The following is a 24067-nucleotide window of genomic DNA, read 5'->3' on the forward strand; positions in this document are numbered from 1 at the left end:
TTATCGACATCAAGAGGTTTGCAGACGCCATGACCGGGATTCCCGCGATCAGCGCTTACACCCTGCCCGTGTCCGGGCAACTGCCGCGGAATATCCCGCGCTGGACCATCGATCCGGCCCGCGCGGTATTCCTGATCCACGATATGCAGCGCTACTTCCTGCGCCCGCTGCGCCAGGCCGGCCTGGATGTGCCGCTGATCCGCAACCTGCGCGCGATCCGCGATTTCGCGCTCGATCACGACATGCAGGTGGCCTATACCGCGCAGCCGGGCGGCATGAGCCGCGACGAGCGCGGCCTGCTGCGGGACTTCTGGGGCGACGGCATGCAGGTGGCGCCGGAGGACCGCGCCGTGATCGACGAGCTGGCGCCGGAAGACCGCGATTGGGTATTCAAGAAGTGGCGCTACAGCGCGTTCTGGAAATCCGACCTGCAGGCGCGCATGCGCGTGCATGGGCGCGACCAGCTGATCATCGGCGGCGTGTATGCGCACATCGGCATTCTCACCACGGCGCTGGAGTCGTTCTCGCACGACATCGAAACCTTCGTCGTGGCCGACGCCACCGCCGACTTCTCGCTGGAACGCCATCTGATGGCGCTGGAGCATGCGGCGCGCTGCTGCGCCGTCGTCCTCACCACCGCGGAGGTCGTGCAATGAGCCTGCTCGAACGGATAGTGAGCGGCAGCGTGAGTGACGCGTTCGCGCTGATCGTGCGCGAGAACGGCACCGGTCCGCGCCTGCTCGAGGCCTACGCGGGGCACGCGCGGACCTGCGAGTCCTTCGTCGACCTGCCGGAGACGGGCGAGTCCAGGGACGGCGTGCTGGTGCTGATTCCCTACGCCCAGCTGCGCGAGCGCGGCTTTGCCTGCATCGACGACGGCGAGCGGCTGTGCGCGATCCAGATCCGCGAGCGCGAGGTGTATCCGCTGGACGAAGTGCTCGAAGTCTTCCCCGAGGTGGCGCTGCACCTTTCGGAGGGCGCGTTCGACATGGAGGACGAGGCCTACGAGGAAGCGGTGCGCCGGGTGATCCACGACGAGATCGGGCATGGCGAAGGGGCGAACTTCGTCCTGAAGCGCACCTACCGGGCCAAGCTGCACGGCTATTCACTGGCTACCGCGCTGGCGGGGTTCCGCCGGCTGGCCGTGCAGGAATCCGGCGCCTACTGGACCTTCCTCGTGCACGTCGGCGGCCGCACGTTTATCGGCGCCAGCCCGGAGCGGCATGTGAGCGTCGAGGATGGCGTCGCCGTCATGAACCCGATCAGCGGCACCTACCGGTATCCGTCGACCGGGCCGACGCTGGACGGCGTGCTCGATTTCCTCACCAACGAGAAGGAAGTCGACGAGCTCTACATGGTGGTCGACGAAGAGCTGAAGATGATGGCGCACTTCTGTCCGGCCGGGGGCACCGTGCGCGGACCGTACCTGAAAGAGATGTCGCGCCTGGCGCATACCGAGTACTACATCGAAGGCCGCACGCAGGCCGAGGCGCGCATCGTGCTGCGGCAGACGCTTTTTGCGCCGACGGTGACGGGCAGCCCGATCGAGAACGCCTGCCGGGTGATCGCGCGGCAGGAGCGCGAGGGGCGTGGCTTCTATGCCGGCGTGATCGCTTTGATCGGCAACGATGCCGCGGGTGGGGAGCGTCTGGATTCCGCGATCCTGATCCGCACCGCGGAGATCGCCGCCGACGGTTCGATGAAGATCGGCGTCGGCTCCACCATTGTCCGCCACTCGCAGCCGCACGCCGAGGCCGAGGAGACGCGTGCCAAGGCGAAAGCGCTGCTCGCGGCGCTGGGTGTGCAGGCGACGCGCAGCTTTGCCGGCGTGCCGGCGGTGCAGGCCGCGCTCGGCAAGCGCAACGGCGCGGTCGCCAACTTCTGGCTGACCGACAGCAGCCAGCGCATCTGCGTCGACCCGTCGCTGCGTGGACGCCGCGCGCTGATCATCGACGCCGAAGACGCCTTCACCGCCATGCTGGCCCAGCAACTGGAAGCCATCGGCCTGGAAGTGACCATCAAGAGCTGCACCGATCCGGATCTGTTCGACAGCGATTGCGACGTGGCGGTGCTGGGGCCGGGGCCCGGCGATCCGCGCGACGTGCGCGACCGCCGCGTGGCGAGCCTGCGCCACGCGATGGGCGAGCTGCTGGCGCGCCGCAAGGCCTTCCTGGCCGTCTGCCTCAGCCATCAGATCCTGTGCCTGGAGCTGGGCCTGGACCTGGTGCCGCGCGCGGAACCGAACCAGGGCGTGCAGAAGGAGATCGACCTGTTCGGCAGCCGCGAATGGGTGGGCTTCTACAACTCGTTCGTCGCCAAGTGCGAGGCGAGCGCGATCAACGTGCAGGGCGCCGGCAATGTGGAAGTAAGCCGCGACCTGGCCTCGAACGAAGTGCACGCGCTGCGCGGCGACCGCTTCGCTTCCATCCAGTTCCACGCCGAATCGCTGCTGACGCGGCGCGGCGTCGACATCATCGCATCCAACGTCAAGAGAGTGCTCTCATCATGATCGCTACGATAAGTTGGTGGAATCTCGACCGCTCGGCGCAGACCATCGAATCGCTGCGCGGCTATCTGCATGGCGAAGGCGTGGCGCCGTGGGAAGCGATTGCCGGCATGCGCACCAAGTTCTGGATCTCCGATCCCGCCAACAACCTGTGGGGCGCGGTGGTGCTGTGGGAGCACCACGAGGCGATGAGCCAGTCGCTGCCGCCGAACCGCGCCACGGAGCTGATCGGCTATCCGCCGACCTGGCGTTCCAGCTTCGACGTCGAAGCGCTGATCGATCAGGGCTCGCCCACCGCGTGGTTTGGCCTGGCCGGCACCGGTGCCCCGGCGCCGGGGCATGCGCAGGTCGGCTTTCCGCGGGGAGGCGCCTGACCATGGCCGAGTACGAAGTGGCGACGGTGGCCGCGCGCGATACCAGCGTATTCGGCGCGCCGCCGGCCGATCCGATGGCGGTGATCCGCAGCTGGTTCGACGCGGCGCGCGAGCTGGGCGTGCCGGAATGCGGCGCGATGGCGCTGGCGACTTCCGATGCGCAGGGGCGCTCTTCCGCGCGCATGGTGCACGTGATCGAGGTGCGGCCGGATGCGCTGATCTTCACCACGCACCGGCATAGCCAGAAGGGCCGGGAGATCGACGAGACGCATTGGTCGTCGGGCGTGCTGTATTGGCGCGAGACGAAGCAGCAGATCACCATCGCCGGGCCGACGCGCCTGGTGTCGACCGAGGTCTCCGACGCGTTGTGGGGCCGCCGGCCGATCACCACCAATGCGATGTCGTTCGTGTCGCGCCAGAGTGCGCCGCTTGACGACGAGGCCGCGCTGCGCGACGAAGCGAACGCGGCGCTCGCTGCCTCGCTGGGCTTGCCGCGGCCCGATGGCTGGGTGGGCTATGCCATCTACCCCGAGAGCATCGAGTTTTGGCACGCCGCGCCGGATCGCCTGCACCAGCGTCTGCGCTACGACCGCGATGGGCAGGCCTGGAACTGGCGGAGGCTGCAGCCTTGAAAGCGATGCCTTATGCCGTGGCGGATGTGTTTACCGAGAACCCGCTGGAAGGGAATCCGGTGGCGGTGTTCTTCGATGCGCAGGGGCTGGAAGCGCAGGACATGCAGCGCATTGCGCGGGAGCTGAACCTGTCGGAGACGACGTTCGTGTTTCCGCCGCCGGCCGGTGCCGACGTGCACGTGCGGATCTTTACGCCGGTGAACGAGTTGCCGTTCGCGGGCCATCCAACCCTGGGCACGGCCGTGGTGCTGGGGCAGCGCGGGCATAGCGGTACGCTGCGGATGGCCACGGCGATGGGCACGATACCGTTCGAGCTGGAACGCGACGGCGAAGGCGTGGTGCGCGCGGCGTCGATGGTGCAGCCGGTGCCGACGTGGTTGCCGTACGAGCATGCTGATGTATTGATCGATGGCTTGGGCATCGAGGGTTCGACCTTGCCCGTCGAGGTGTATCGCATCGGTCCGCGGCATGTTTTCGTCGGGCTGCCGACGGTCGAGGCGCTGTCGGCGGTAAAGCCGGATCTGCGGGTATTGGCGACCTTGCCCGATGTGGCGGTGAATTGTTTTGCCGGGGCAGGGCGGCATTGGCGCATGCGGATGTTTTCGCCGGCCTATGGCGTGGCGGAGGATGCGGCGACGGGGTCGGCGGCGGGGCCGCTGGCCTTGCATCTGATACGGCATGGGCTGTTGGAGTTCGGCACCGCCATCGAGATTCTGCAGGGTGTCGAGATGGGAAGGCGCTCGCTGATGCGGGCGACGATCCATGGCTCGATGGAGGCGATCGGCCCGATCGAAGTCTCCGGCGCCGCCACAGTAGTAGCGCGCGGCGAGCTGCTGCGCTGGAAGGCATAGCGCCCCCGCAACCTACCCCCTCTCCCCTCTGGGGAGAGGGCTGGGGTGAGGGGCCGGGCGGAGCCGTGAGCGAACGGGCGCGAAACCCAAAAGCTTTTTCTTCCCTCCGTAGAAGCGCCACCGCGAGCACCCGCCCCTCATCTGCCTGCCGGCATCTTCTCCCCGGAGGGGCGAAGAGTTCCAAGTTTTGAAGGCATACGCACAGACAAGAGGACTACCCATGTCGACTACCAACTTCACCACCGACCAAGACCTCCGCGCCCAACACCGCCGCGTCATCGAAGACTACTTCAGCCGCCGCGGCGAAGGCCGCCTCACCCGCTACCAGCTCTTCACCGAAGACGGCAGCGGCGGCCTGTGGACCAACGACACCGGCGGCCCGATCGCCTCCTACGGCCACGAAGCCCTGAAGGCCCACGGCGCCTGGTCGCTGCAATGCTTCCCCGACTGGCAATGGACCAACGTGCAGATCTTCGAAACCCAGGACCCCAACCGCTTCTGGGTCGAATGCGACGGCGAGGGCCAGATCCTGTTCCCGGGCTATCCGCCGGGCATCTACCGCAACCACTTTATCCACTCGTTCCATATGGAGAACGGGAAGATCAAGCAGGGCCGCGAGTTCATGAATCCGTATGAGCAGATGCGCGCGCTGGGCATTCCGTTTCCTGCCATCAAGCGCGAGGGCATTCCCGCCTGAGCGAAGATGCGCGGCTGGTTCGGACCTGCGGTGGCAGCGCTACTGCAGTTCGCCAATGCTCCGCTGCATATCGTCCTTGCGCGCCGGGTCGCGTTCGCTCGCCACCATGCCCTGCAGGATCTTCAGCTGCGCCGTGTCGAGCGCCTTTTTGGCGGAAGTCTTGATGTCCGGTATGACGCCCGTGCCTTCCCAGTCGCCATGCGTCACCGGGTTGATGGGCCGCCCCGAGGGCACGAACATCATGAAATGCTCGCTCAGGCGCTGCGGCGAGCCGGCGTGGGCGGCGCCAGCGGTCACCTCGCCGACGATCCTGGCGCGGCCGGCGTTCTTCAGCGCATAGGCGAAGTCCTCGCAACCGGACGCGGTCTCGCCGCTGGTCAGCACATACAGCGGCCGCGTTTGCCCATAGCGTTTACCGGTGACGCTGGCAGTGGTCCAGCGTTGCTCGGTGCGGCCTTCGTCGCGGAAGTAGATGTCGTTGAGATGGGTGGGCTGGTCGAACAGATAGCTGGCCACCTGCATCACCGTCTCCGGATCGCCGCCATGGCATTCGCGCAGATCGACGATCAGCGCATCGGTATCGCCCAGCAGGCTCATCGCGGCGGCAGTGCGTTCGACCGTGTGCTGCGGGCGGCCGAAAGCATGCAGTTCGAGCAGGCCAATATTGAAATGCAGGCGGCCGACGTTGGCGAAGCCGTAGTTGACCTGTTTCTGGTGCAGGTCTTCGGCGGCCTGCTCCTGCGGCGACGGCCCGCCATCGGCGCTCGCGGGAATGGCCTGCTCGAAATAGCGGACCTCCAGATGCTTGTCGCTGGTCGTGCCCTGCAGCAGATCGGTCAGGCGTTCGGCCAGGCCCTGGGCACTTTGGATCGCATCGAAATCGCCATGCGCCATGCGTGCGCGCAGGTCTTTCTCGATCGCTGCCGCCTTGTCCGGAAAGACGTAGCCGCGATCGAGCTTGGCGATGACGCCTTCGAGCACCGCATCGCGCGCGGCCTTGTCGATGGCCATATCCTTCTGCGGCGGTCCCTGGTCCGGCCCGCCGGGCCAGGCCAGCACCGCCACGCTCCCCAGGCCCGCCATGCCGATCGCAGCCATCGCCACGAAGATCCCCGTTCGCCTGTTCATTGCACTTCTCGTGTATGGGCGCCATCGCCCGGCCAGCACAGGCTGCGGGCACAATGTGGGGAAATTGTGTGGAAGGCGGTGGCGTTACCAGTCGACGCGGTAGCCGACGCCGTAGATGGAATGGATGATCTCCACCTCCGGCAGCACGGCGGCGAGCTTGCGGCGCAGGTTCTTGACGTGCGTGTCGATGGTGCGGTCGTTGGCGTCCAGATTGTCGCGCTGGATCACGTCGAGCAGCTGCGTGCGCGAATACGCCATGCCCGGACGCCGCAGCATCGTTGCCAGCAGCTGGTACTCGCTCGGTGTCAGATCGAGCGGATGCGCGCCGACGCGAATGGATCGCGCGGCTTCGTCGATCCGCCACAGCGGACGATCCGCGGCATCGGCGTGCGTGCGGCGCAGAATGGCCTTGATGCGCGCCACCAGCTCGCGCGGACTGAACGGCTTGCACAGGTAATCGTCGGCGCCGGCTTCGAGGCCCAGCAGGCGATCGACTTCCTCGACCCTGGCGGTGAGCATCAGGATCGGCACCTCCGAAAACGCACGCAGGGCCTGGCACACCGACAGTCCATCGATCCCCGGCAGCATCAGGTCGAGCACGATCAGATCGGGCATGGCCTTGGTGGCGCGTTCGAGCGCGACTTTGCCGTCGGCGATCACCTCGGCGGTATAGCCGGCGGCGGCGACATAGTCGGCGACGATGGCGGCGAGTTCGCTTTCGTCCTCGACAATCAGGATCCGTGCGGTCATCGGTCGTCCAGGGGCAGGATCATCGTTGCGCGCAAGCCGCCCAGCGGAGAAGGCGCGAACACCAGGCGGCCGCCATGCGCGGCGAGGATCTGCCGGCACAGGGCCAGACCCAGGCCGGAGCCGCCGGAGCTGCGGCTGCGCGATTCCTCCAGTCGAAAGAAGCGTTCGCCCAGGCGTTCGAGCGATGCCGCCGGAACGCCCGGGGCGGAGTCGTCGACGACGATGCGGATGGTGTTGTCCACGACGGCGCCGGTAAGCGCGATGCTGCCGCCGCCGGCGGTATAGCGGACGCTGTTCTCGAGCAGATTGGCGAGCACTTGCTGGATGCGGGCGGCATCGCATGGCGCCACGCAGCGCGACGGCGCGGCGCCGATCGATGCCTGCAGATCGTGAGTGCCGAAGCGCGCCGAGAAGTCGGCGAAGACCTCGCAAGCCATCCGCCACACATCGTGCGGCACAAGCGCGTAGCGGGTTTGCCCGAGATCGCCGCGCGCCAGCTCGTGCAAGTCATCGACCAGCCGGTTGAGCGAGTGCACCTGCCGCTCCATCAAGTCCAGGTGCCCGGGCGTGGCGGCGCGCACACCGTCCTGCACGCTTTCGATCTGGGCGCGCAGCACCGCCAGCGGCGTGCGCAGCTCGTGCGAGGTCTCCGCGATCCACTGCTGGCGCATCCGCTCCACCTCCTGCAGGCGCGCGGCGAGGCGATTGAAGGCGCTGGCGAGTTCGCCCAGCTCGTCGGTGCGGGTCACCTCGATGCGCGTCGCGAACTGGCCATGTTCGAGCCTGCGCGCACCCGTGACCAGCCGCAGGATCGGCCGGCGCACATGGACGGCCAGCAGCCAGGCGACGCCGATGCTGAGCAGCAGGGCGGCGACCAGCGCCCAGGCCAGGCGGCTCTGTTGATCGATCAGGAAGGCGACGGCCAGCGCATCGTCCGGGTGCTGCGGATAGGCCACGAGCAGGCTGCCGATCGCGCGGCCATCGACGCTCAGCGGGTGCGCGGCACGATCGATCGAGGTAGCGGCGATCAGCCAAGGGGATGCGACGGCGCCCGCCAGATACCGGCCGCGCGTATCGGTCAGGCCGATGCGATAGGCCACGCTCGAGGCTCCGGACTTTGCATCGGGCGCGCCAGTACGCGAGCGCTCGTACGCGTCGCGCAACCAGGCCTTGCGCTGTGCGGTATCGCGGGGAAGAAACGACCAGTCGCCCTGCTGCCGATAGCTGGCCTCCAGCGTGGCCCCCAGCGCGTCGAGAAAGTGCGTGTCGGTATCGAGCCGGTGCTCGGCAAAGTTGTCCAGCAGCCGCCACCGCACCAGCTCCACGCCCAGCGCCCCGGCGACGATAATCGTCAGCCAGATGGCCAGGAACAGGCGGTAGCCGATGGATAGCTTCAAAGGCGCGATACCGTGCAAGGAAGAAAGCTGCCCCCGGGGATCCGGTAGCGCATCAGCTTAGGCAAGCCGTTGCGCGCCGGCCAGGCCTTCGTCGCGCCGATCAGCGCCGCAGCGCCTCTGGATGCGCCGCCAGCCACTGCTGCACCCGCCGCATATTTCTGGCCTTGGCCTGCTGGGCCAGCGTTCTGCCATCGTCATACCGGCCCTTCGGGCTCGCGCCGGCTTCCAGCAGGCGCAGCACGATGGCGTCGGTCCAGCTGCCGAACAGCATGCTGTTGCCGTCGTTCGACTTCAGCGAGGCATCGGCGCCGTGCGCGAGCAGCACGTTGAGCAGGTCCAGGTTTTCCACACCGTACAGCGGCGTGCGGCCCTTGCTGTCGCGGTGGTTGGGATGGGCGCCCCGTGCAAGCAGGCGCTCGGCGGTGCGGATGCGGGCGGAGTTGTCTTCCCAGCAGTTATAGGTAGCCGCGAGCTTTGCCAGCGCCGTCCGCTCTTGCTGCTCGTCATCGCTATCGGCGTTGCGAGCCGGGGCGGCATCGATATCGAGACCGGCATCGGCGAATGCATCGACCAAGGCAGGAGAGCAGCCGGCCGCGGTGTCGGCAAAGCTCTCGACGGCCTTTGCCTTGCCAAAGCGATCGAGCCAGCCGTCTTTCGCCAGGCGCTTGAACACCTCCGCGTGCCCCCGCCGGATCGAGTCTCCGATCATGCTGACGCCGGCAACCGTGACTTCACCCGGCAGGATTCCCGGCGGCAAGGCTGTCTGATCCAGCGGCGCGCCGCGTTCGATCAGCGCCAGGACGGTAGCTTCGTCCGCTTGGTCGGCTTCGCCGTCCAGCGCCAATACCGTGGCCTGGTTCGAGTGGAAATCGAAATGCGCCTGCTCCAGCCAAGGAATAAGCCCGGCGGTCCCCTTCACCCAGCGGTCGCTGCCGGCGACGCGGTCGATCGCCTCTTCCAGGTTGCGCACCGCATCGGGCATACCGGCCTCGGTGCCCATATAGTCGACCACGCGCTTATGGCGGTCGCCCACCGTGAGGCTCACCACCTGGGTGGGGCTGTCGGTGGCCAAGGCTCGATACTCGTTCTTGAGCCGCCAGAAATTGGCCGCTTCGAATTGCTTGAGCAGCGCCTGCACGGCTTCGGGGCTGATCCGATCCTCATGCGTACCCGGCAGCAGCACGCCTCTGGCGCGGGCGTAGCGCCGGTGCAGCTTGTCCACTTCGTCGACCGGATCCGTGCCGGTGGTGAAATGCACCAGGCCGTGGCCATCGATGGTCAGCTTGTAGGCGGGGCAGGCGCCGAAGCAGGCGGAGCGCGTGAGGCTGATTTCGACGTTGTCCGTGCCGCTCGCCGCCGTCGGTGCGATAGCTGCCGTGATCGCAAGCAGGAATACGGCTTTGATCATGCCGGACAGACGGAAACTACGTGCAGCCATGGATTCCCCCGAATCGTTGTTTGCGCAGGCGTCTGACCTGGCGAGTCTATCCGGCTCCGGAGGGGGTCGGAAGTTGGCCGAAGGCGACAGGCAGGGTGTTGTCCATGGACACGATGCCCCGTTCGGCGGGACCATTCGCTTTCGCAAAGGGGGTTGTGATGACGAATATCGAGAACAAGCAGATAAATGCGGGCACGCCGCCGCATGAGCCGGTTGCACTGGGCGATTACAGAATCAGCCTCGAGGATGGGCGGCTGGTTGTTCGTACCGCTTCGGGAAACAGGGCGGAAGTTTTTTTCCCCGGGAAGTTCAACAGAGAAAGTTTCTCGCTGACCATCGAATCCCAGGGGCTCGGGCTTACACTCCTGAAGAGATAGCGGGGCGCTTATGGCTTACAAGCTGTCTTTGGCCGCCCGGAACGAGGGGCTGATCTATGTCGACGAGCAACACTCTGACGCATCGTACTGTTGGGGTTCGCCTGTGGCTCACCCCAACCTACGTCCGGTAAAGACACGTACCAACGGAGAATCGAAGTGGAAACGATCGGGCGTGACCTGAGGGAAATGCAACGCGTGCCGCTGGCCAGCACGCACGTCGCGGCGATGCGGGCGGAAGGTACCGAGGTGCGCTATGCGGCGGGCGAGTTTGTCGTCCAGCTCGGCGACCCGATCGACCGCTTCGTCTATGTGGAGGACGGCGAGATCGAAGTGGTGAACCCCTTTACGGGCGAACGCCATTTCCCTTCCACGCTGGGACCGACCCAGTTCATGGGCGAGATTTCCTTCCTCAACGGCGGCGTATGGGCCTTGCCGATGCGCGCGGTCAAGGACACCCGCGTGCTCCAGGTGCCGCGCACCGCCATGTTGCGGCTGATGTCCGAGATCCCGGAGATGTCGGACATCATCATCACCGTCTTCGCCGCACGCCGGCGCCGCCAGCTCGACGAGCGCGACGGCACCCTGGTGCTGATCGGCGAAGACCTGGACCGGAATATCCAGCGCGTCGGCGAATTCGCCAGCCGCAACCGTTTGCCGTATGCGTCTTACGCGCTGGGCAGCGCGGAAGCCCAATGCATTGCCACCAGCTGTGCGATTCCCGCGGACCGGCCGGCGGTGATCTTCGGCCGCGATCACGTGGTGAACGAACCGACGCCGGACAAGATCGCCAAGCTGCTGGGCCTGAGTTTCGAGCTGGCCGACGAGGAGGCAGTGGACGTGCTGATCGTCGGCGGAGGCCCCGCCGGTGTGGCAGCCGGCGTGTATGCCGGGGCCGAAGGCTTGAGCGCGATCGTGGTGGAAGACCTCGCGGTCGGCGGCCAGGCCGGTACGTCCAGCCGGATCGAAAACTATATGGGCTTTCCCACCGGTATTTCCGGCGCCGACCTGGTGTGGCGCGGCGAAGTGCAGGCGATGAAGTTCGGCACGCGCTTCATCATGCCGCGGCGCGTGGTGAGCGTGGAGCGGCGCGAGGACGGCAAGTTCTGTTCGACCTTCGACAATAGGCAGCGCATCCTGGCTGGCGCCATCGTGGTGGCGACGGGGGTGCAATATAAGCGGCTGCCGATCGACCGGTTGGCGGAGTTCGAAGGGGCTGGTGTGTATTACGCCGCCACGGAAAACGAAGCGCGCTATTGCAAGGACGGCGAGGCGCTGGTGATCGGCGGCGGCAATTCTGCCGGTCAGGCCGCCATGTTTCTCAGCCGCTCGGCCAACCGCGTCCGCCTGCTCGTCCGCGGCACCTCGCTGGCGTCGTCGATGTCCAGCTACCTGTCCAGCCGACTGGAAGCGGACCCGAAGATCACCATCGAATACGGTTCCTCGGTGCGCCTGTTGCATGGTGGCGAACGGATCGATGCCGTCACCGTGCATAACAGCATCAATGGATCGGATTACACGCTGCCGACGTGTGCGCTCTTCATCATGGTGGGGGCGGAGCCGAATACGTCCTGGCTGTCGGGGCTGGTGAAGCTGGATCAGAAAGGCTTTGTCGAAACGGGCGATGCGGTGGGGGCGGATTCGCCTTATGCGACGTCGCAGCCGGGGATTTTTGCGGTGGGGGATGTAAGGGCGGGGTCGGTGAAGCGGGTGGCTTCGGCGGTGGGCGAGGGGTCGGTGGTCATTTCAAAGGTTTGGTCGCATTTGAACGGATGAGCGCCTTGAAACAGATACGGATCATTGATGTTCCACCGGGTGAGGCTCCTGCGAGCATCCGCGGAGCGTGGGTTGGCCTGGTTCTGCCATTGGCGGAGACGGCGTACTCACAGCCTGTTGTATCGATCACCGTCGGCGTTCTTGGAAAGCATCGCAGCGTGCTGGCGCGGTTGAAGCGTCTATTGGGCGCCGCCCCGATGGAGGAGCGACCATCCATCGGTTACATCGTTAACGTCATCGACGCGATCGAGGTCCTGCGCGCCAGCTCGCCGTCCGCAGCGGCGTGGTGGGAGTGCCATACGCCACATCTGCTTGCGCCGGGCAGGCGGTTTTCGTTTGCGGCGCATTGTTGCCAGGAGTTAAAAGAAGCGGGCGCAGTTGTCCCCGTTTAATGGCTCGCGGCGCCGCTGGGAACATTGACGAAGCGCAGGCAAGTCCACGAGACTACCCGCGCATCGCCAGAGCGATGCCAGTCATTGCGCGCCGATCGTTCGCCGCGCAGTCGAACCCGAGGGGTGCTGCGACGGACTCGATCCGCCACGCTCGGCTTCGATATCCCAGCAAGGCGCCCTCCATCGATGGAGGACTTGCCATGTCCCATGTTTTTACACACCGTCTCGCCATCGCCACGTCCTCGATGGTTCCGGGCATCCATCCGGACGACCGGCACCTGGCGGATTCGCTGCTAAGCCTTGGCATCGAGACGACGCCCTGTGTCTGGAACGACCCCGGCGTGGACTGGTCGCGGTACGACGCGGTGCTGATGCGATCCACCTGGGATTACTTCAAGCATTACGCAGCGTTCGTCGAGTGGTTGGATCACTTGCCCATTCCGACGATCAACGATAAAGCCTTGCTGCGCTGGAACAGCGACAAGCGCTATCTGCCGGAGTTGGCGGCGCAGGGCGTCGACATCATTCCTACGACCATCGCGGCAGGAACCGAGCTGCGGCAGACGCTGGCGCGGATGTCGGGCCAGGAAGTGGTGGTCAAGCCGACGGTCAGCGGCACGGCCTGGTATACGGCGCGCGGTGTCGTTGGCGATGCCGCGTTCGAGCAGGTCGTGGCGCAACTGCCGAGGGAATTCGAATATCTGGTACAACCCTTCGTCCCTGAAGTAGTCAGCGATGGCGAATGGTCCCTGTTGTTCTTCGGCGGCGAGTACAGCCATGCCGTGATCAAACGGGCGGCGGCCGGCGATTACCGGGTGCAGTCGGATTTCGGAGGGACAGCCGACGTCGTCGATCCCGATCCGGCGCTGATCGCCAGCGCCAGGCGCGCCCTTGCCGCGGCGACGGCGCTAGGCCATGCCGACAGTGCCTATGCGCGCGTCGATGGCGTGATCTGCAAGGGCCGCTTCCTGCTGATGGAACTGGAAATGATCGAGCCGTTCTTGCATCTTGGGGAACGGCCGGAGGCGGCGGAGCGCTTTGCGGCTTATTTGCAGAGGCGATTGGCAATCCAAGCTGCCTGAGCGTTTCATTCGGACGTATTTTAAAAGCCATGGTTTGAAGGGGGCGAGTGGAGCTAATTGTTCTCGCCCCTTCTGCCTTGCTTAAAGGCCCAGGGCGTGAATGAATGCCCGTATCTCATCGACCACAGCATGTAGATCCGGAGCGGAAAGGCGGTTCCTGCGCAGAAAGGCGTTCCATTGCGCCTGCTTCTGCGCATCGGCAGAAAATTCTTTTGTCAGCCCGAACGGAATCTCGTCGCGCAGCTCAGCCCCGCGCCGAGCGAATGTGGCGCTGATGGCTGCGGCCAGTACTGGCCGATCCATGGCGCCTTCGCGAGCAAGCGCCAGCAGATCGAAGTAGTCCTTCATCCTGCTGTTGGCAATGCCTAGTGTGGCAACGGCTTCCAGTTTTTCGGCAAACACCGTCTCTCGTGGATAGACCCGCAGATGCGGTGCCGGAAATTCGTCGAGCAGCACCGGATAATCCATTTCCATGGGCATCGGAGTGACGGCGTCACCGAAGCCGACGTCCCACTGCACGTGGCACCGTGCGTTCCCAAGCAGAGCCCGCAGGCGCAGGCGCAGGCCTTCGTAGCTCGCTTCCTCGCGTATCGACTCCACCACGATGGCATCGGGATCGAAGTGCAGGCCATCGTCCAAGTGAATCATGCAGAGATTGCGCGCGATGCCTGACAGCCGTTCCGGGTCGGGCGAGCCGAAGCCGAGGAAGTCGGCATCGCGCGTGGGCCGGTGCGGCTGGTCGAACCAGAGTGCAAACAACATCGCTCCCTTCAACAGGAACAGGTCACGGTGCGAGGAAATGGAGAGCCTGTACAGCAAGCGCTCCACGGCGAATCGATCCAGCAGGAGCTGAAAGTCCTCGCCCCGTGCGCGAGCCCGATCGAGCAGGCGTTGCCGGATCGACGCCGAGCGGCCGGCGGCAGGGAACATCGTGTTTATGCCATCGCCTCCAGATACGGACGCATGAGCTTGGCCACGCGGCAGATGCGCGCGTACTTCCACAGCTCGTCCACGGTGGTGGCGCGCGCGCGAAGCGCATCACGCAGGGCTTCGATAGCGACATCCAGCCCGACGAGGTTGCGAAACTTGAAGCAGTCGGCGATGGTTTTCGCGACGCTGGTTACGCGCACCGATCTGCCACCGATCTTATGTATCTCCAGACCGGTGGCGAGCGTTTCGCTGGAAAATCGGACGACTCGCAGTGAAGGCCAGTCCAGCCGGGGCGCGCGATCCTTGTTGCCGATGGCGATCCATATCTCGAACGGTGCCTGTGTAGTCAGTTCATGCAGGCGCAGGGCGGTCAGCAGGCACAGGCGCGCGCCGGGAATGCGTTGGGCAACCACCAGGACGCCTTCATCGCCCTCTGCCTGAGGCACCCCGGGAAGGGTGTAGACGCCGCGGGAAAGCCGGATCAGATCCCCCGCCGCGACAAGGCGGGAAACCTGGGCACGGGCGACGCCCGCTTCGACAAGCTCGCGAGAACGAACCGCGCCGCGGCGGCGAATGAGTGCCTTTGCAAGGGCGGCCGGACTGGTCATGGCCGGAGTGTTCCATATTGTCGGTAGTTTTGGAATAACTACCGACGTTTCGGAACAGGCGCTCGTCCGCCCCTGACCCATGGCCCGCCCGCATCAACCCATCGGTTTCACGCCCCAGGCATGCCGCACTCGGCGTATTGAAAAAACACCTCCAACGCCCCGAGTTGCTCCGTGCCAACGATAGCCGCGATATACCCATCCGGCCGCACCAGCACCCACTCCCCCGCGGACACCGCATATCCCGCCCGGAAATGTCCTCCCTCATCGACAAGCTCTGCGCCCTCGCCGACGGTATGGATACGCAGCCCCGCCCGCGCAGCTACGCAGGCACGATCGGCCTCATTACCGAACAACGTCCAATGCGTGCCTTTAAGCAAATCGAACAGCCGCACCGCTTGGCCGCTGGCGCCATGCATCGGCGCATCGGGAGCGCGGTCGCCGGCGCAGGGGCCATGAAGACGCTCCGGCCGTTCCAGCGCAAGCGCCGAATCCGCATAACCAAGATCCAACTGCCGCACATTGCGCCCACGCCGCATATCCCCTTGCTTCGCCGCGGCAAGCAACTGCGTGGAAAGCCCGAGCACCTCCGCAGCAACCGGGCGACGCTCCTGCTCGTAAGTATCGAGCAACGCATCTTCCGCACCGTTCAGCACCGCGGCCAGCTTCCATCCAAGGTTGTAAGCATCCTGGATGCTGGTATTGAGGCCCTGGCCGCCGGTCGGCGGATGGATATGCGCCGCGTCGCCCACCAGAAACACCTGCTGCACGCGGTACCGATCGGCCAGTCGTGCATTCATCTGATAAGCCGACGCCCACGAAACGGATTTCACCAGCAAGTCGCCGCGCCCGGATCGATCGTGCAGCATGGCGGTGAGCCCGGCGGCGGAGAGATCGACCTCGCCTTCCAGCGGTATCGGCGCCTGGATCTGGAACAGCGCCGTGCCCGCCAGCGGACACACCGCCAGTTGCCGCTCCATCGAGCCGTCGTTGAAGCGATGCCACGCATCGCGTGACAGGCCATCCAGGACGACGTCCGCCACGATGGCGCGCACACCCAGCGTCTTGCCGGGAAAGTCGACGCCCAGTGTTTTACGCACGAAGCTGCGGCCGCCATCGGCGCCGACCAGATACCGCGCTTGCACCACTTCGTCGTTGCCATGCCTGCGCAGGCGCGCCACGACGCCGGCTTCGCCCTGGCTGAAATCGATCAGCTCGCAACCGAATTCCGGGGCGTGCCCCAGCTCGCAAAGGCGGTCGCGAAGAATGGCCTCGGTGAGGTACTGAGGAAGCATCTGCGGCAACGCATAAGGCTCCGCGGGCGTCGGCTCCGCGCGCTCGACCACCTCCGATTCGGTATGGCTGCCGTCGCTGCGGTATTCGCGCACGGCCGGATACAGGCCGCCGGCCGCGATGATCCGGTCCACGATGCCCAGGTCCTCGAAGACCTCGAGTGTGCGTGGCTGTATGCCCTTGCCGCGCGAACCGTGGAATGGGCTGTCCATCTTCTCCACCAGGCGGAAGGCGATGCCCCGCCGCGCCAACTCGATGGCCAGGGTGAGTCCGGCGGCGCCGGCGCCGCAAATCAGCACGTCGATCTTCGAATGACTGGTCATGACTGCTCCAATATGTGTAAAGTGCACATAACTGGAGCGAGCATATGCCAAGCAAAAAGAATGTGCAAGATGCACATATATCGACTCAGCTGCGCAACCTGCACGGCGCGCTGATCACCATCATCAGCGTGTTCAACCGGCCGGACCGCGACGAGGCGATAATCGAGGAGGCCGGCATATCGCTGGACCGCGCCCTGTTTCCGCTGCTGGTGCTGGTCGAGCGCCTGGGGCCGATCGCGGTGGGCGAGCTGGCGGGGCGGGTAGGGCGCGACTATTCGACGGTGAGTAAGCAGGTGGCCAAGCTGGAAGCGCTGGGGCTGGTCAGCCGCCAGGCCGGCGCGACCGACCGCCGGGTCACCGAAGCCAGCATTACGCCCAAAGGCAAAGTCATGACGGACGCCCTGGACGCGGCGAGAGAGCGTTTCGGCCGGGCGCTTTTTGCGGACTGGGAGCCGGGCGAAATGGACGAACTGGTTCGCCTGCTGCAGAAGTTTGCGCACGACATGGATGCGCTGAAATGAATAAACGGGGACGGGTGCAGTTATCCCCACTTAACTAAGCGCGTTCCTTTTCCGTCTATCAATTCGAACTCACCTTGAAATCCAAGGTGACGTCGGCCGCCGCCGGCTGTGGCGAATCGATCGACGTTTCAAAATGCCCGCCGAGCCGATTGCCGGACGGATCCTCCAGCGTGCCGTGCACCATCAGCCGATAATCTCCTGCCTTCCACGCCGCGTCCGGCGTAAACGTCCACGTCGTTTCGCCATTCCGTAATTGCCGCTCGCCCTCGACCAAGTGATCGCCGGCATCGACCACCGCCAGATAACCGGCATCCCGTCCATCGATGGGGCCATCCAGGCGGACCACCAACGGCTCCCGCGCACCGGGCCGCACAGTCGACAGCTTCCACGCCGCAACGACCGGACCGTTTCCATCCACGGGACCGATATGCCACCGCTTGATGGGGCGACCATCGAAGCTAAGCACGACGTCCTCGCCCTCGCTCAGGATCGGCCCCTGCTGCTCGCGCGCGATCAGGCCGGTTTTTACGCGGCCGGGATGGAACAGCAAGGTCAGCACCTTTCCATCGGGCGACCATAGCTCCTGCTGCAGAAACGGCTCCTGCAATAAACGCCCGTCAGCACGGGAAAGCGCGATCCGCGGCAACACTTCGCCTTCGATCGGCGCGGCGAACACCACCGACAAGCGCAGCAGATTGGTCGGCACCTCGGCACCGGAAGGCTGCACGGCGACAACCTCCGGCGCCGGCTGCGCGGCTTGTGCGGCGGCGGGCAAGGCGGCAAACACCATGCCGCCGATCAGCAATCGCCAGCGCATGGCGTTAATCCGACGCCTTGATCAAATCGGGAAAGCCCTCGTCCTTCAGGAGGATGTCCTGCCGCGGCTTGATGTATTTCTGCTGGAACGCATTGCCCTTGAAGCTGAAGTTCCGGAAGGCGTATTCGGAGATATGGTCCGACAGGCGGAAGCTCAGGTCCTTGCCCATCGACACCAGCTGCAATGCGTCGTGCTGCAGATCGCGGCGGACCATGATGAACGACTTGTCGTCCAGGTTATCCAGCCGCATCACGCCGGCCAGCGGCGCCTGCGCCACATTGAGGCCGGCGATCTGGCCGAACGGCACCTGCTTCTCGATGCCCGGCCCCATGCGCGCCGCATCCAGCTCCGACACCGGGATGACGTTCGACACGCGGTTGTAGCTCACCAGCATCAGGTACTCGCGGGTCTGGCCCTGCTCGGTCTGCGAATAGGCGACCATATCGGCCGGCGTATTGCCGTAGCCGAGCTCGCCGACGGTCTTGCCGCGGATATGCGCGCCGTCCTTCAGCTCGTCGAGGGGGATGATCACCAACGGCGTGCACGTATAGGCCGCCACGAGATACGGCTTGCCGCCAAGCTTGGCGAAACTCATGGCGCGGATGGGCGCGCGCGTTTCGATCAGATTGTGCCCGCCGTGGAAGATTTCGATAGAGGTGATCGACTGCCTGGCGTCGAAGGGATAATGAATCCGCCGCAGCGTCGAGGCGAAATCCTGGTTGGAAAGCCCCGCCACGAACAGCTCACCGTCGCGCCACTTCATGTCGGTGACGGTGAAGCTGCGCTCCGGCATGTCCTTCCAGAACTTCTCGTTGCCGGTGGGCGCATCGCGCAGCGCCACCGAAGTGCCTTGTGCGGCTTTAAGGTCGACGCGGCGCGCCTTCTTGTCGCTGGTGACGGCGAACAGCGCCGGGGTCTTGTCGGCGCCATAGCTGACGGCGACATAGACCTCCCCGGTGCCGGGGCGCGCGGCCATATCCTCGACGGCAACCCTGGCGCCGCCCACCTGGTCGGACAGCAGCTGCTCCAGATCGAGCACGTTGAACACTGCACCCACCGGTTGGCGCGCAGGCGGCGCAAGCTTGATCGCGTGCACTTCGGCAGCTTTCCAGTCGGCGACGAAAAGCACGCCGTCCGGACCGAAGGCGAGTCGCGAGATGGATTTGACGTCCGCAGCCGACGCATTGATGGACAGGCCCAGCAGGCAGGCCGTGGCGAGAGTGGAAAGGCGCATGAGTTACCCCTTGATACGACAGTGAAATGAAGCTCCGGCAAGCCGGAGTCATTGCCCGTATTGGCTTGCACGTTCGGCAAGGCGGGGCCGGGTATTGCCCTGATTCGCGCCGATGCTAGGCGGGGCGGCAGGGCGCCGGGTAGGCGCGCGAACCGAATCACGGTGGTGATCGGTGGGCATCAATGACGCTTCGCGCGGGTAATGTTTTTCGATTGACGCGTAGCGGGAGCGCAACACAGAATCCCGAATTCGCCCTGACACGGGCGTCCATGAGCAGTCAGGCCTTATGAAGCATGCGCCACCCGGATACGCGTGTCCGTTCTGCGGTATCGCCGCAACGCTTCCATCGCCCGCGCCGGAATCAGCCGTTGTGCTGGTGGATACCAACGTGTTCGCCCTGGTGCCCACGCATCACTACGCCGGCATCAAAGGCAACTGCCTGGTGGTGCCGCGGGGCCACTACGAGAACGTGCTGGATATACCGGACGAGCTGGGCAGCGACTTCTTCCGCGCCACACGCCGCCTGGCGCTCGCCATGCGGAACGCCTTCGGATGCGAAGGCATATCCACGCGCCAGCACAATGGCCCGGCGGGTAATCAGGATGTGTGGCATTACCACCTGCATGTGTTTCCGCGCTACTTGAATGATGGGTTGTATGGGGGGAAGAAGGTGCCCTATGCCATCGAGGAGCGGATGCGTTTGGCGGAGAGTCTCCGAGCTGCTTTGCAGTAGCACCCACAGCACTTGCAGCACCCGACAGAGCCACCGTCATCCCAGCGAAAGTTGGGATCCAGCGTCTTAAGGCACTGGACCCCAGCTTTCGCTGGGGTGGCGAGAACGGGAGGTGGCGGGTTGTATTAGAGGAGCTAACGGGACAGGTGCTGTTATCCCGGCCTAACTATTCCCGTCCGCATCCTTACCGGCGCCCTAGGGCCACATCGGATCACGCACAAACTCATTCTCGATCAAGGTCGCGAACAGCCAAACGACGACTCCTGGCAGGATCCAGGCTGCTGTGATGACGCCATAGAAGTAGAACTGCGGAGCAAGAAGTAGTCCGGACTTCTGGCGATCCACGCGTAGGGATACTCGATACGCGGTGAACATCGTCACGCCGAAGATCGCCTCGAGTACGACGATGAATATCGAATTGCCATGCTCTCTCAGATGCCGATACGAAGTTATCAGTTCTCCGGCATCGCCTTGGCGCGACCTTGCTTTGGCCAGTTGCTTGTAGAACAGATAAGACCTGTTCTTAAGAAAGACCAAGAAGATGCTCAAGCATACGGGGACAATAATGATGAACACAAAGCTGAAAAAGCTGAGGTTTCCAATCCGCTTATCCAGTTCCGGCGAACGTAATATCTGAAAGGCCATGTAAACGTAGAGCACCGAAAATCCGTATACCAGAACCGGTAGGAGGCCGGGCAGTAGTTGCTCATACAGCTTACGCAGTCTGCTTGGATTGGCTGCTCGAAGGTTGATGGGGAGTAGCGAGCGGCCAGCGTGAAGAAGGAGGATCGGGATGCTGGATACATAGCAATAAGTCAGCCCGAGACCGCCGAGGGCAGCGAAGCGTGACGCACCATCCAGCTGATCCAACAGACGTCCAAGCACGCGATTCAACGCCGGATCGGCATGCATGAGGGTAGTGACAATGAGGGCGCCGATGATGGTCCCCATGGCGTACCTGACAAAGTAGAACTCCCACCACCGTCCGTTCATCGTTGAGATTTCCTTTCTCAGTTGCGGCGATTCTTACTTGGCCGATCCATCTGTTTCGGCATTTGGACGGTGATCTTTATGGTGGGCGCCTACGCAAGCTACCTGCCAACCATCCCCAGATAGTGAAACCCCACCCACGCCATACACCCCGCAAAAATCGCCACAAGCCCAAACCCAATGGCCGTGCGATAGAACGCCTTCGTCTCCACCGCACGCCGATAGTCATGCTCCGGCCCCCGATTCCAGCCCGGCATCCGGATCGTTCCCGTCCGCAACGCGTTGATGACTTTGCCCATGAAGGCCACGGCCACGACCACCATGCCGTAGTTCCAAACCGTCTGTCCGATATCTGCCATGCGTCCCTCGCAGCGTTTAGCTAACGGGGACAGGTGCAGTTATGCCGATTTAACTGCACCCGTCCCCATTAAAAAATCACCGATCGTCACCACTCAACAGCGACCCCACGATACCGCCCACCAACCCACCGCCCAGCGTCGCCCGCCCACTACCGCCTTCGCCACTCGGCAGATACTCCGCGATCTGATGCGCCAACCGCGAAATCGGCAACGTCTGCAGCCACACGGACCCCGGCCCGGTCAGCACCGCCAGAAACAATCCATCGCCACCGAACAACGCATTCTTGATACCCGGCACCGTGGTGATCTGAAAGCTCACCGACGACTGGAATGCGCCAACGTGCCCCGGGTGCACGCGCAGCGTCTCGCCGGGCGCCAGGTCTTTGCGGATCAATTCGCCGGACAGTTCCAGCCACGCCGCGCCATTACCGGCCACCTTCTGCAGCACAAAACCGCTGCCGCCGAAAATGCCCGCGCCCAGCGACTGCTGAAAACCCACGCCGATGGTCACCTGCGGCGTGGCGCAGACAAAGCCATGCCGGTGCACCATGTATTCATTACCCGGGCCCACCGTCACCGGCACGATATGGCCCGGCACCTTGGTGGCGAACGCGACTTCGCCGGTGGTGCGCACCGCGCGGTATTCGGTCATGAACAGGCTGCCGCCGCCGACCACGCGCTTGAGCGCGCCGAACAGGCCGCCGCCACCGCCCATCTGGGTGTGGGTGCTCATCTGGATCGATGAGGTCATCCAGGAAAGCTCGCCGCTCTCGGCAAAGATGCTTTCTTCCGGCGCGAGCTGTACTTCCAGTACGGGCATGACGGTGCCCTGGATGCGTGTCTGCATGTGGTGTTCTCCCTGGCGATGGATGGCTGGCGATTGGCGTAGAGACCGTAGCGGCGATGGTCCGCGCTTTTTGTGTCGGGTGGAATGTGTCTTTTGGAGCGCAAGAAAATGCGCCTTGGGCTGGGCTATGGCATTGCCTGAAAAGCGCTTTTGGCATTTACCGGCATGCCGAGGCGGACGCCCCCTCCAAGGCACTGTATGCAGCGCCCAGCTGCGGCGATGCTATGCGGGCCGGAAACATGGAAACCGGCACGACACGGGAAGACGGTCCTGGTGCGCCAACGCGATAAAGCGCTATCAGGCACATCACTCAACAGGGGGTTTTTATGTCGACGACGACCGGGGTCAATCCTCAAGTCACCGATGCGGTAACGCAGGCCAATACCCGCGGCACCGCCACTACCGGCAATGCGCCCGCCATGGCACTGGGTTATCTCTACCAGGCCACGGCAAACGCGCTGTCCGTTGCCGCGCATACCGCTGTCGTCAGCCAGCAGCAACAGGACATCCTGGCGCAGGCGGCGACGACGCAGGGCATCATGCAGATCTACTCGCTCGATACGGCGACCACCGGCGTTGCGACGGAGCATCCGTTGGAGCCGCCGTCTGCCGCGGCCGCGGTTGCCCTGCACGAGATCTCCGCGCCCGTCACGCAGTTGAGCGTGTCGCCGAACGCGCATGGCATCGATAACGCCGAGCCGTGGTGCCATGCGGCGCTGGAGTTGATGGGTACGGTGGCCAGCACCTTGCACGCGTTCCAGAAGGTGACGGAGGAGAGCGGCATGGCGGCGATCCGGCAGGCGGCGACGGCGTCCGTGCTGATCCATATGATCAAGTCGCCGGATCAGCTGGAGCAGTATCAGAAGATTCTGAAGGTGATCGAGGAGCTTTGACGCGGCATTGCGCAGTGTCTACGCATTTGCCATCGGATGTGTCCGAAAAGCGCCGCGCATGCTTGCATCGCGCGGTGTTCCTACAGACACGCCGAAGTCGTTTTGATAGTTTGCTTGTGTTGCCCGCGGAGTGACTCGAAGCGCGTCGCGGGCAACCATGGCAGCAATGCTGTGAGAGCGCGGGCCAAGGGTGCAGCGAACACCCCTGACCCGCTAACCATCACCAACTAATGAGGAGTTGATCATGGCTAAGCCAGATCATACGGCACTTCTTCGCCCGCCGATTCCCACGGCGGCAGCTTCACCGCCCATCCGGGTTGTCCGAGCAACGCGCGGACACGGTTGACGAGACGGGACTTAAGAGTTTTCGCAGGAAAGATTCCTAGCCGTGAAACCCGGCGCGTTGCCTTGCGCAACGGCGGAGGCTGCTGAACCCGTCATCCACTTCCTCAATCAAGCCGCCCGGGGCTCACGTTTTGAGTCGCCGGTGAAACCCGAGTCCGTATGGTCGCGGCACGCCGTGCTGTCCGGCGGCGTGCCGTTCTCGGAGCGGGGTGCGGTGTTTTAGTAAGGAGTTGCTTTATGAGTGAACTTGGTGAGGCTTGGATAACGCGGCACACAAATTACTTTTCAGATCCGAATGCGGGGGCGGATGAGCTGCTGAATGACGCTACTGAGTGGTTGCATCACGCGCACTGTACATTGAAGTTGATCACGGAGTTGGCGGATGAGTGGCGAAGCGTTGATGTGCAAAGGCTGGCGATTGTGCTACAGGGGCTTGCTGGGTTTGTGGAGATGGGGATGAGGTGTGCGGCGCAGGCACATATGCGAATGCAGTTGGCCCACATATGCGAGGAGAATGAATGTTTGGTAGGGACAGAGTAGCGAGGCGTTATTTCTGAGGGGCTGGGGAAAAGGAGAGGGCAGCTAAGGGTCTTAGCGGCCCTCTTCTGTTATACACGCCGCTAGTTTGCTTTACTAGCGAAGTTGGATCGCACAGATACGCCGCAGATACGCCATCGAAAATGTCCGGAAGAGTGGCCGCTATGATTCCATGCGCCACGCGTGTCGATATCGTCAAAGCCCATGGGCGCTAGGACGCGACGGGACGAATAGATCGCGGTT

The 24067-nt window shown here is 64.2% G+C and carries 24 protein-coding genes, 1 pseudogene and 1 riboswitch; of the genes and pseudogenes, 13 read left to right on the top strand and 12 right to left on the bottom strand.

The features are described 5' to 3' along the window. Nucleotides 1–29: 29 nt before the first annotated feature. From FHW84_RS05080 to FHW84_RS05105, 6 genes are all read left to right on the top strand, one after another. A complete protein-coding gene (locus tag FHW84_RS05080; protein ID WP_167253059.1) occupies nucleotides 30–656 on the top strand; it encodes an isochorismatase family protein in 627 nt (208 codons plus the stop codon). Further along, the gene (locus FHW84_RS05085; protein ID WP_167253061.1) at nucleotides 653–2509 is read left to right on the top strand and encodes an anthranilate synthase family protein; all 1857 of its coding nucleotides are present in this window, start codon (nucleotides 653–655) and stop codon (nucleotides 2507–2509) included. Before FHW84_RS05080 ends, FHW84_RS05085 begins: the two co-directional genes overlap by 4 nt. Continuing rightward, nucleotides 2506–2880 (top strand): hypothetical protein, encoded by a 375-nt coding sequence (locus FHW84_RS05090; RefSeq protein ID WP_167253063.1) that lies wholly within the window; start codon nucleotides 2506–2508, stop codon nucleotides 2878–2880. The genes FHW84_RS05085 and FHW84_RS05090 overlap by 4 nt, the downstream gene beginning before the upstream one ends. Before the next feature lie 2 nt (nucleotides 2881–2882). Then, on the top strand, nucleotides 2883–3512 hold the full coding sequence (locus FHW84_RS05095; RefSeq protein ID WP_167253065.1) for a pyridoxal 5'-phosphate synthase: 630 nt from the start codon (nucleotides 2883–2885) through the stop codon (nucleotides 3510–3512). Nucleotides 3513–3517: 5 nt separating this feature from the next. Further along, nucleotides 3518–4363 carry a PhzF family phenazine biosynthesis protein gene (locus FHW84_RS05100; RefSeq protein WP_167253772.1) on the top strand — a complete coding sequence of 282 codons (846 nt, stop codon included), beginning with the start codon at nucleotides 3518–3520 and terminating at the stop codon, nucleotides 4361–4363. 220 nt (nucleotides 4364–4583) lie between these two features. Next, nucleotides 4584–5060: a PhzA/PhzB family protein gene (locus tag FHW84_RS05105; protein WP_167253067.1), complete on the top strand. Its 477-nt coding sequence runs from the start codon at nucleotides 4584–4586 to the stop codon at nucleotides 5058–5060. A gap of 39 nt (nucleotides 5061–5099) precedes the next feature. On the opposite strand, the gene FHW84_RS05110 is transcribed toward FHW84_RS05105, so the two are convergent. The 4 genes from FHW84_RS05110 to FHW84_RS05125 all read right to left on the bottom strand — a co-directional run bounded on the left by FHW84_RS05110 (nucleotide 5100) and on the right by FHW84_RS05125 (nucleotide 9908). Further along, on the bottom strand, nucleotides 5100–6188 hold the full coding sequence (locus FHW84_RS05110; protein WP_167253069.1) for a S41 family peptidase: 1089 nt from the start codon (nucleotides 6186–6188) through the stop codon (nucleotides 5100–5102). Between the two features lie 84 nt (nucleotides 6189–6272). Beyond that, the gene (locus tag FHW84_RS05115; RefSeq protein ID WP_167253071.1) at nucleotides 6273–6938 is read right to left on the bottom strand and encodes a response regulator; all 666 of its coding nucleotides are present in this window, start codon (nucleotides 6936–6938) and stop codon (nucleotides 6273–6275) included. Next, entirely contained in the window at nucleotides 6935–8335 is a 1401-nt protein-coding gene (locus FHW84_RS05120) for an ATP-binding protein (protein WP_167253073.1), read from the bottom strand. Before FHW84_RS05120 ends, FHW84_RS05115 begins: the two co-directional genes overlap by 4 nt. A 100-nt stretch (nucleotides 8336–8435) precedes the next feature. Continuing rightward, nucleotides 8436–9908 (bottom strand): DUF6438 domain-containing protein, encoded by a 1473-nt coding sequence (locus FHW84_RS05125; protein WP_208399633.1) that lies wholly within the window; start codon nucleotides 9906–9908, stop codon nucleotides 8436–8438. A gap of 23 nt (nucleotides 9909–9931) precedes the next feature. Between FHW84_RS05125 and FHW84_RS05130 the strand changes: the two genes are divergently transcribed. The 4 genes from FHW84_RS05130 to FHW84_RS05145 all read left to right on the top strand — a co-directional run bounded on the left by FHW84_RS05130 (nucleotide 9932) and on the right by FHW84_RS05145 (nucleotide 13397). After that, the gene (locus tag FHW84_RS05130; RefSeq protein WP_208399634.1) at nucleotides 9932–10150 is read left to right on the top strand and encodes a hypothetical protein; all 219 of its coding nucleotides are present in this window, start codon (nucleotides 9932–9934) and stop codon (nucleotides 10148–10150) included. A gap of 90 nt (nucleotides 10151–10240) precedes the next feature. Further along, nucleotides 10241–11923, top strand: a complete 1683-nt coding sequence (locus FHW84_RS05135) for a cyclic nucleotide-binding domain-containing thioredoxin-disulfide reductase (protein WP_243867893.1) — start codon at nucleotides 10241–10243, stop codon at nucleotides 11921–11923. A gap of 5 nt (nucleotides 11924–11928) precedes the next feature. Further along, nucleotides 11929–12315, top strand: a complete 387-nt coding sequence (locus FHW84_RS05140; RefSeq protein WP_167253079.1) for a hypothetical protein — start codon at nucleotides 11929–11931, stop codon at nucleotides 12313–12315. Between the two features lie 111 nt (nucleotides 12316–12426). After that, nucleotides 12427–12501, top strand: a riboswitch (S-adenosyl-L-homocysteine riboswitch). A 14-nt stretch (nucleotides 12502–12515) separates the two neighbouring features. Next, complete coding sequence (locus tag FHW84_RS05145; RefSeq protein ID WP_167253081.1) at nucleotides 12516–13397, top strand: hypothetical protein; 882 nt, start codon at nucleotides 12516–12518, stop codon at nucleotides 13395–13397. 81 nt (nucleotides 13398–13478) lie between these two features. On the opposite strand, the gene FHW84_RS05150 is transcribed toward FHW84_RS05145, so the two are convergent. The 3 genes from FHW84_RS05150 to FHW84_RS05160 all read right to left on the bottom strand — a co-directional run bounded on the left by FHW84_RS05150 (nucleotide 13479) and on the right by FHW84_RS05160 (nucleotide 16548). Continuing rightward, the gene (locus FHW84_RS05150; RefSeq protein WP_167253083.1) at nucleotides 13479–14327 is read right to left on the bottom strand and encodes a nucleotidyl transferase AbiEii/AbiGii toxin family protein; all 849 of its coding nucleotides are present in this window, start codon (nucleotides 14325–14327) and stop codon (nucleotides 13479–13481) included. A gap of 5 nt (nucleotides 14328–14332) precedes the next feature. Further along, entirely contained in the window at nucleotides 14333–14935 is a 603-nt protein-coding gene (locus tag FHW84_RS05155) for a type IV toxin-antitoxin system AbiEi family antitoxin domain-containing protein (protein ID WP_167253085.1), read from the bottom strand. A 107-nt stretch (nucleotides 14936–15042) separates the two neighbouring features. Further along, a complete protein-coding gene (locus FHW84_RS05160; RefSeq protein ID WP_167253087.1) occupies nucleotides 15043–16548 on the bottom strand; it encodes an FAD-dependent oxidoreductase in 1506 nt (501 codons plus the stop codon). Nucleotides 16549–16592: 44 nt separating this feature from the next. On the opposite strand from FHW84_RS05160, the gene FHW84_RS05165 reads away from it, so the two are divergent. Next, on the top strand, nucleotides 16593–17069 hold the full coding sequence (locus FHW84_RS05165; RefSeq protein ID WP_167253089.1) for a MarR family winged helix-turn-helix transcriptional regulator: 477 nt from the start codon (nucleotides 16593–16595) through the stop codon (nucleotides 17067–17069). 58 nt (nucleotides 17070–17127) lie between these two features. On the opposite strand, the gene FHW84_RS05170 is transcribed toward FHW84_RS05165, so the two are convergent. Beyond that, nucleotides 17128–17886 carry a hypothetical protein gene (locus tag FHW84_RS05170; RefSeq protein WP_167253091.1) on the bottom strand — a complete coding sequence of 253 codons (759 nt, stop codon included), beginning with the start codon at nucleotides 17884–17886 and terminating at the stop codon, nucleotides 17128–17130. A gap of 4 nt (nucleotides 17887–17890) precedes the next feature. Further along, nucleotides 17891–19120, bottom strand: coding sequence for a hypothetical protein (locus tag FHW84_RS05175; RefSeq protein ID WP_167253093.1), 1230 nt, complete (start codon nucleotides 19118–19120; stop codon nucleotides 17891–17893). A gap of 286 nt (nucleotides 19121–19406) precedes the next feature. Here FHW84_RS05175 and FHW84_RS05180 point away from each other — a divergent pair, with 286 nt between their 5' ends. Continuing rightward, nucleotides 19407–19853, top strand: coding sequence for an HIT family protein (locus FHW84_RS05180; protein WP_208399635.1), 447 nt, complete (start codon nucleotides 19407–19409; stop codon nucleotides 19851–19853). Nucleotides 19854–20048: 195 nt separating this feature from the next. Here the strand turns inward: FHW84_RS05180 and FHW84_RS05185 are convergent, their stop codons facing one another. The 3 genes from FHW84_RS05185 to FHW84_RS05195 form a co-directional block, all read right to left on the bottom strand. Beyond that, the gene (locus FHW84_RS05185; RefSeq protein WP_167253095.1) at nucleotides 20049–20804 is read right to left on the bottom strand and encodes a hypothetical protein; all 756 of its coding nucleotides are present in this window, start codon (nucleotides 20802–20804) and stop codon (nucleotides 20049–20051) included. A gap of 140 nt (nucleotides 20805–20944) precedes the next feature. Then, nucleotides 20945–21202: a hypothetical protein gene (locus FHW84_RS05190; protein ID WP_167253098.1), complete on the bottom strand. Its 258-nt coding sequence runs from the start codon at nucleotides 21200–21202 to the stop codon at nucleotides 20945–20947. Nucleotides 21203–21278: 76 nt separating this feature from the next. Then, nucleotides 21279–22049 carry a TIGR00266 family protein gene (locus FHW84_RS05195; protein ID WP_167253099.1) on the bottom strand — a complete coding sequence of 257 codons (771 nt, stop codon included), beginning with the start codon at nucleotides 22047–22049 and terminating at the stop codon, nucleotides 21279–21281. Between the two features lie 326 nt (nucleotides 22050–22375). On the opposite strand from FHW84_RS05195, the pseudogene FHW84_RS23175 reads away from it, so the two are divergent. Then, nucleotides 22376–22636, top strand: a pseudogene (locus FHW84_RS23175) (RebB family R body protein); the annotation flags it as partial. Nucleotides 22637–24067 lie beyond the last annotated feature (1431 nt).

It is taken from the genome of Dyella sp. SG562 (genome assembly GCF_011759495.1).
Classification (GTDB): domain Bacteria; phylum Pseudomonadota; class Gammaproteobacteria; order Xanthomonadales; family Rhodanobacteraceae; genus Dyella_D; species Dyella_D marensis.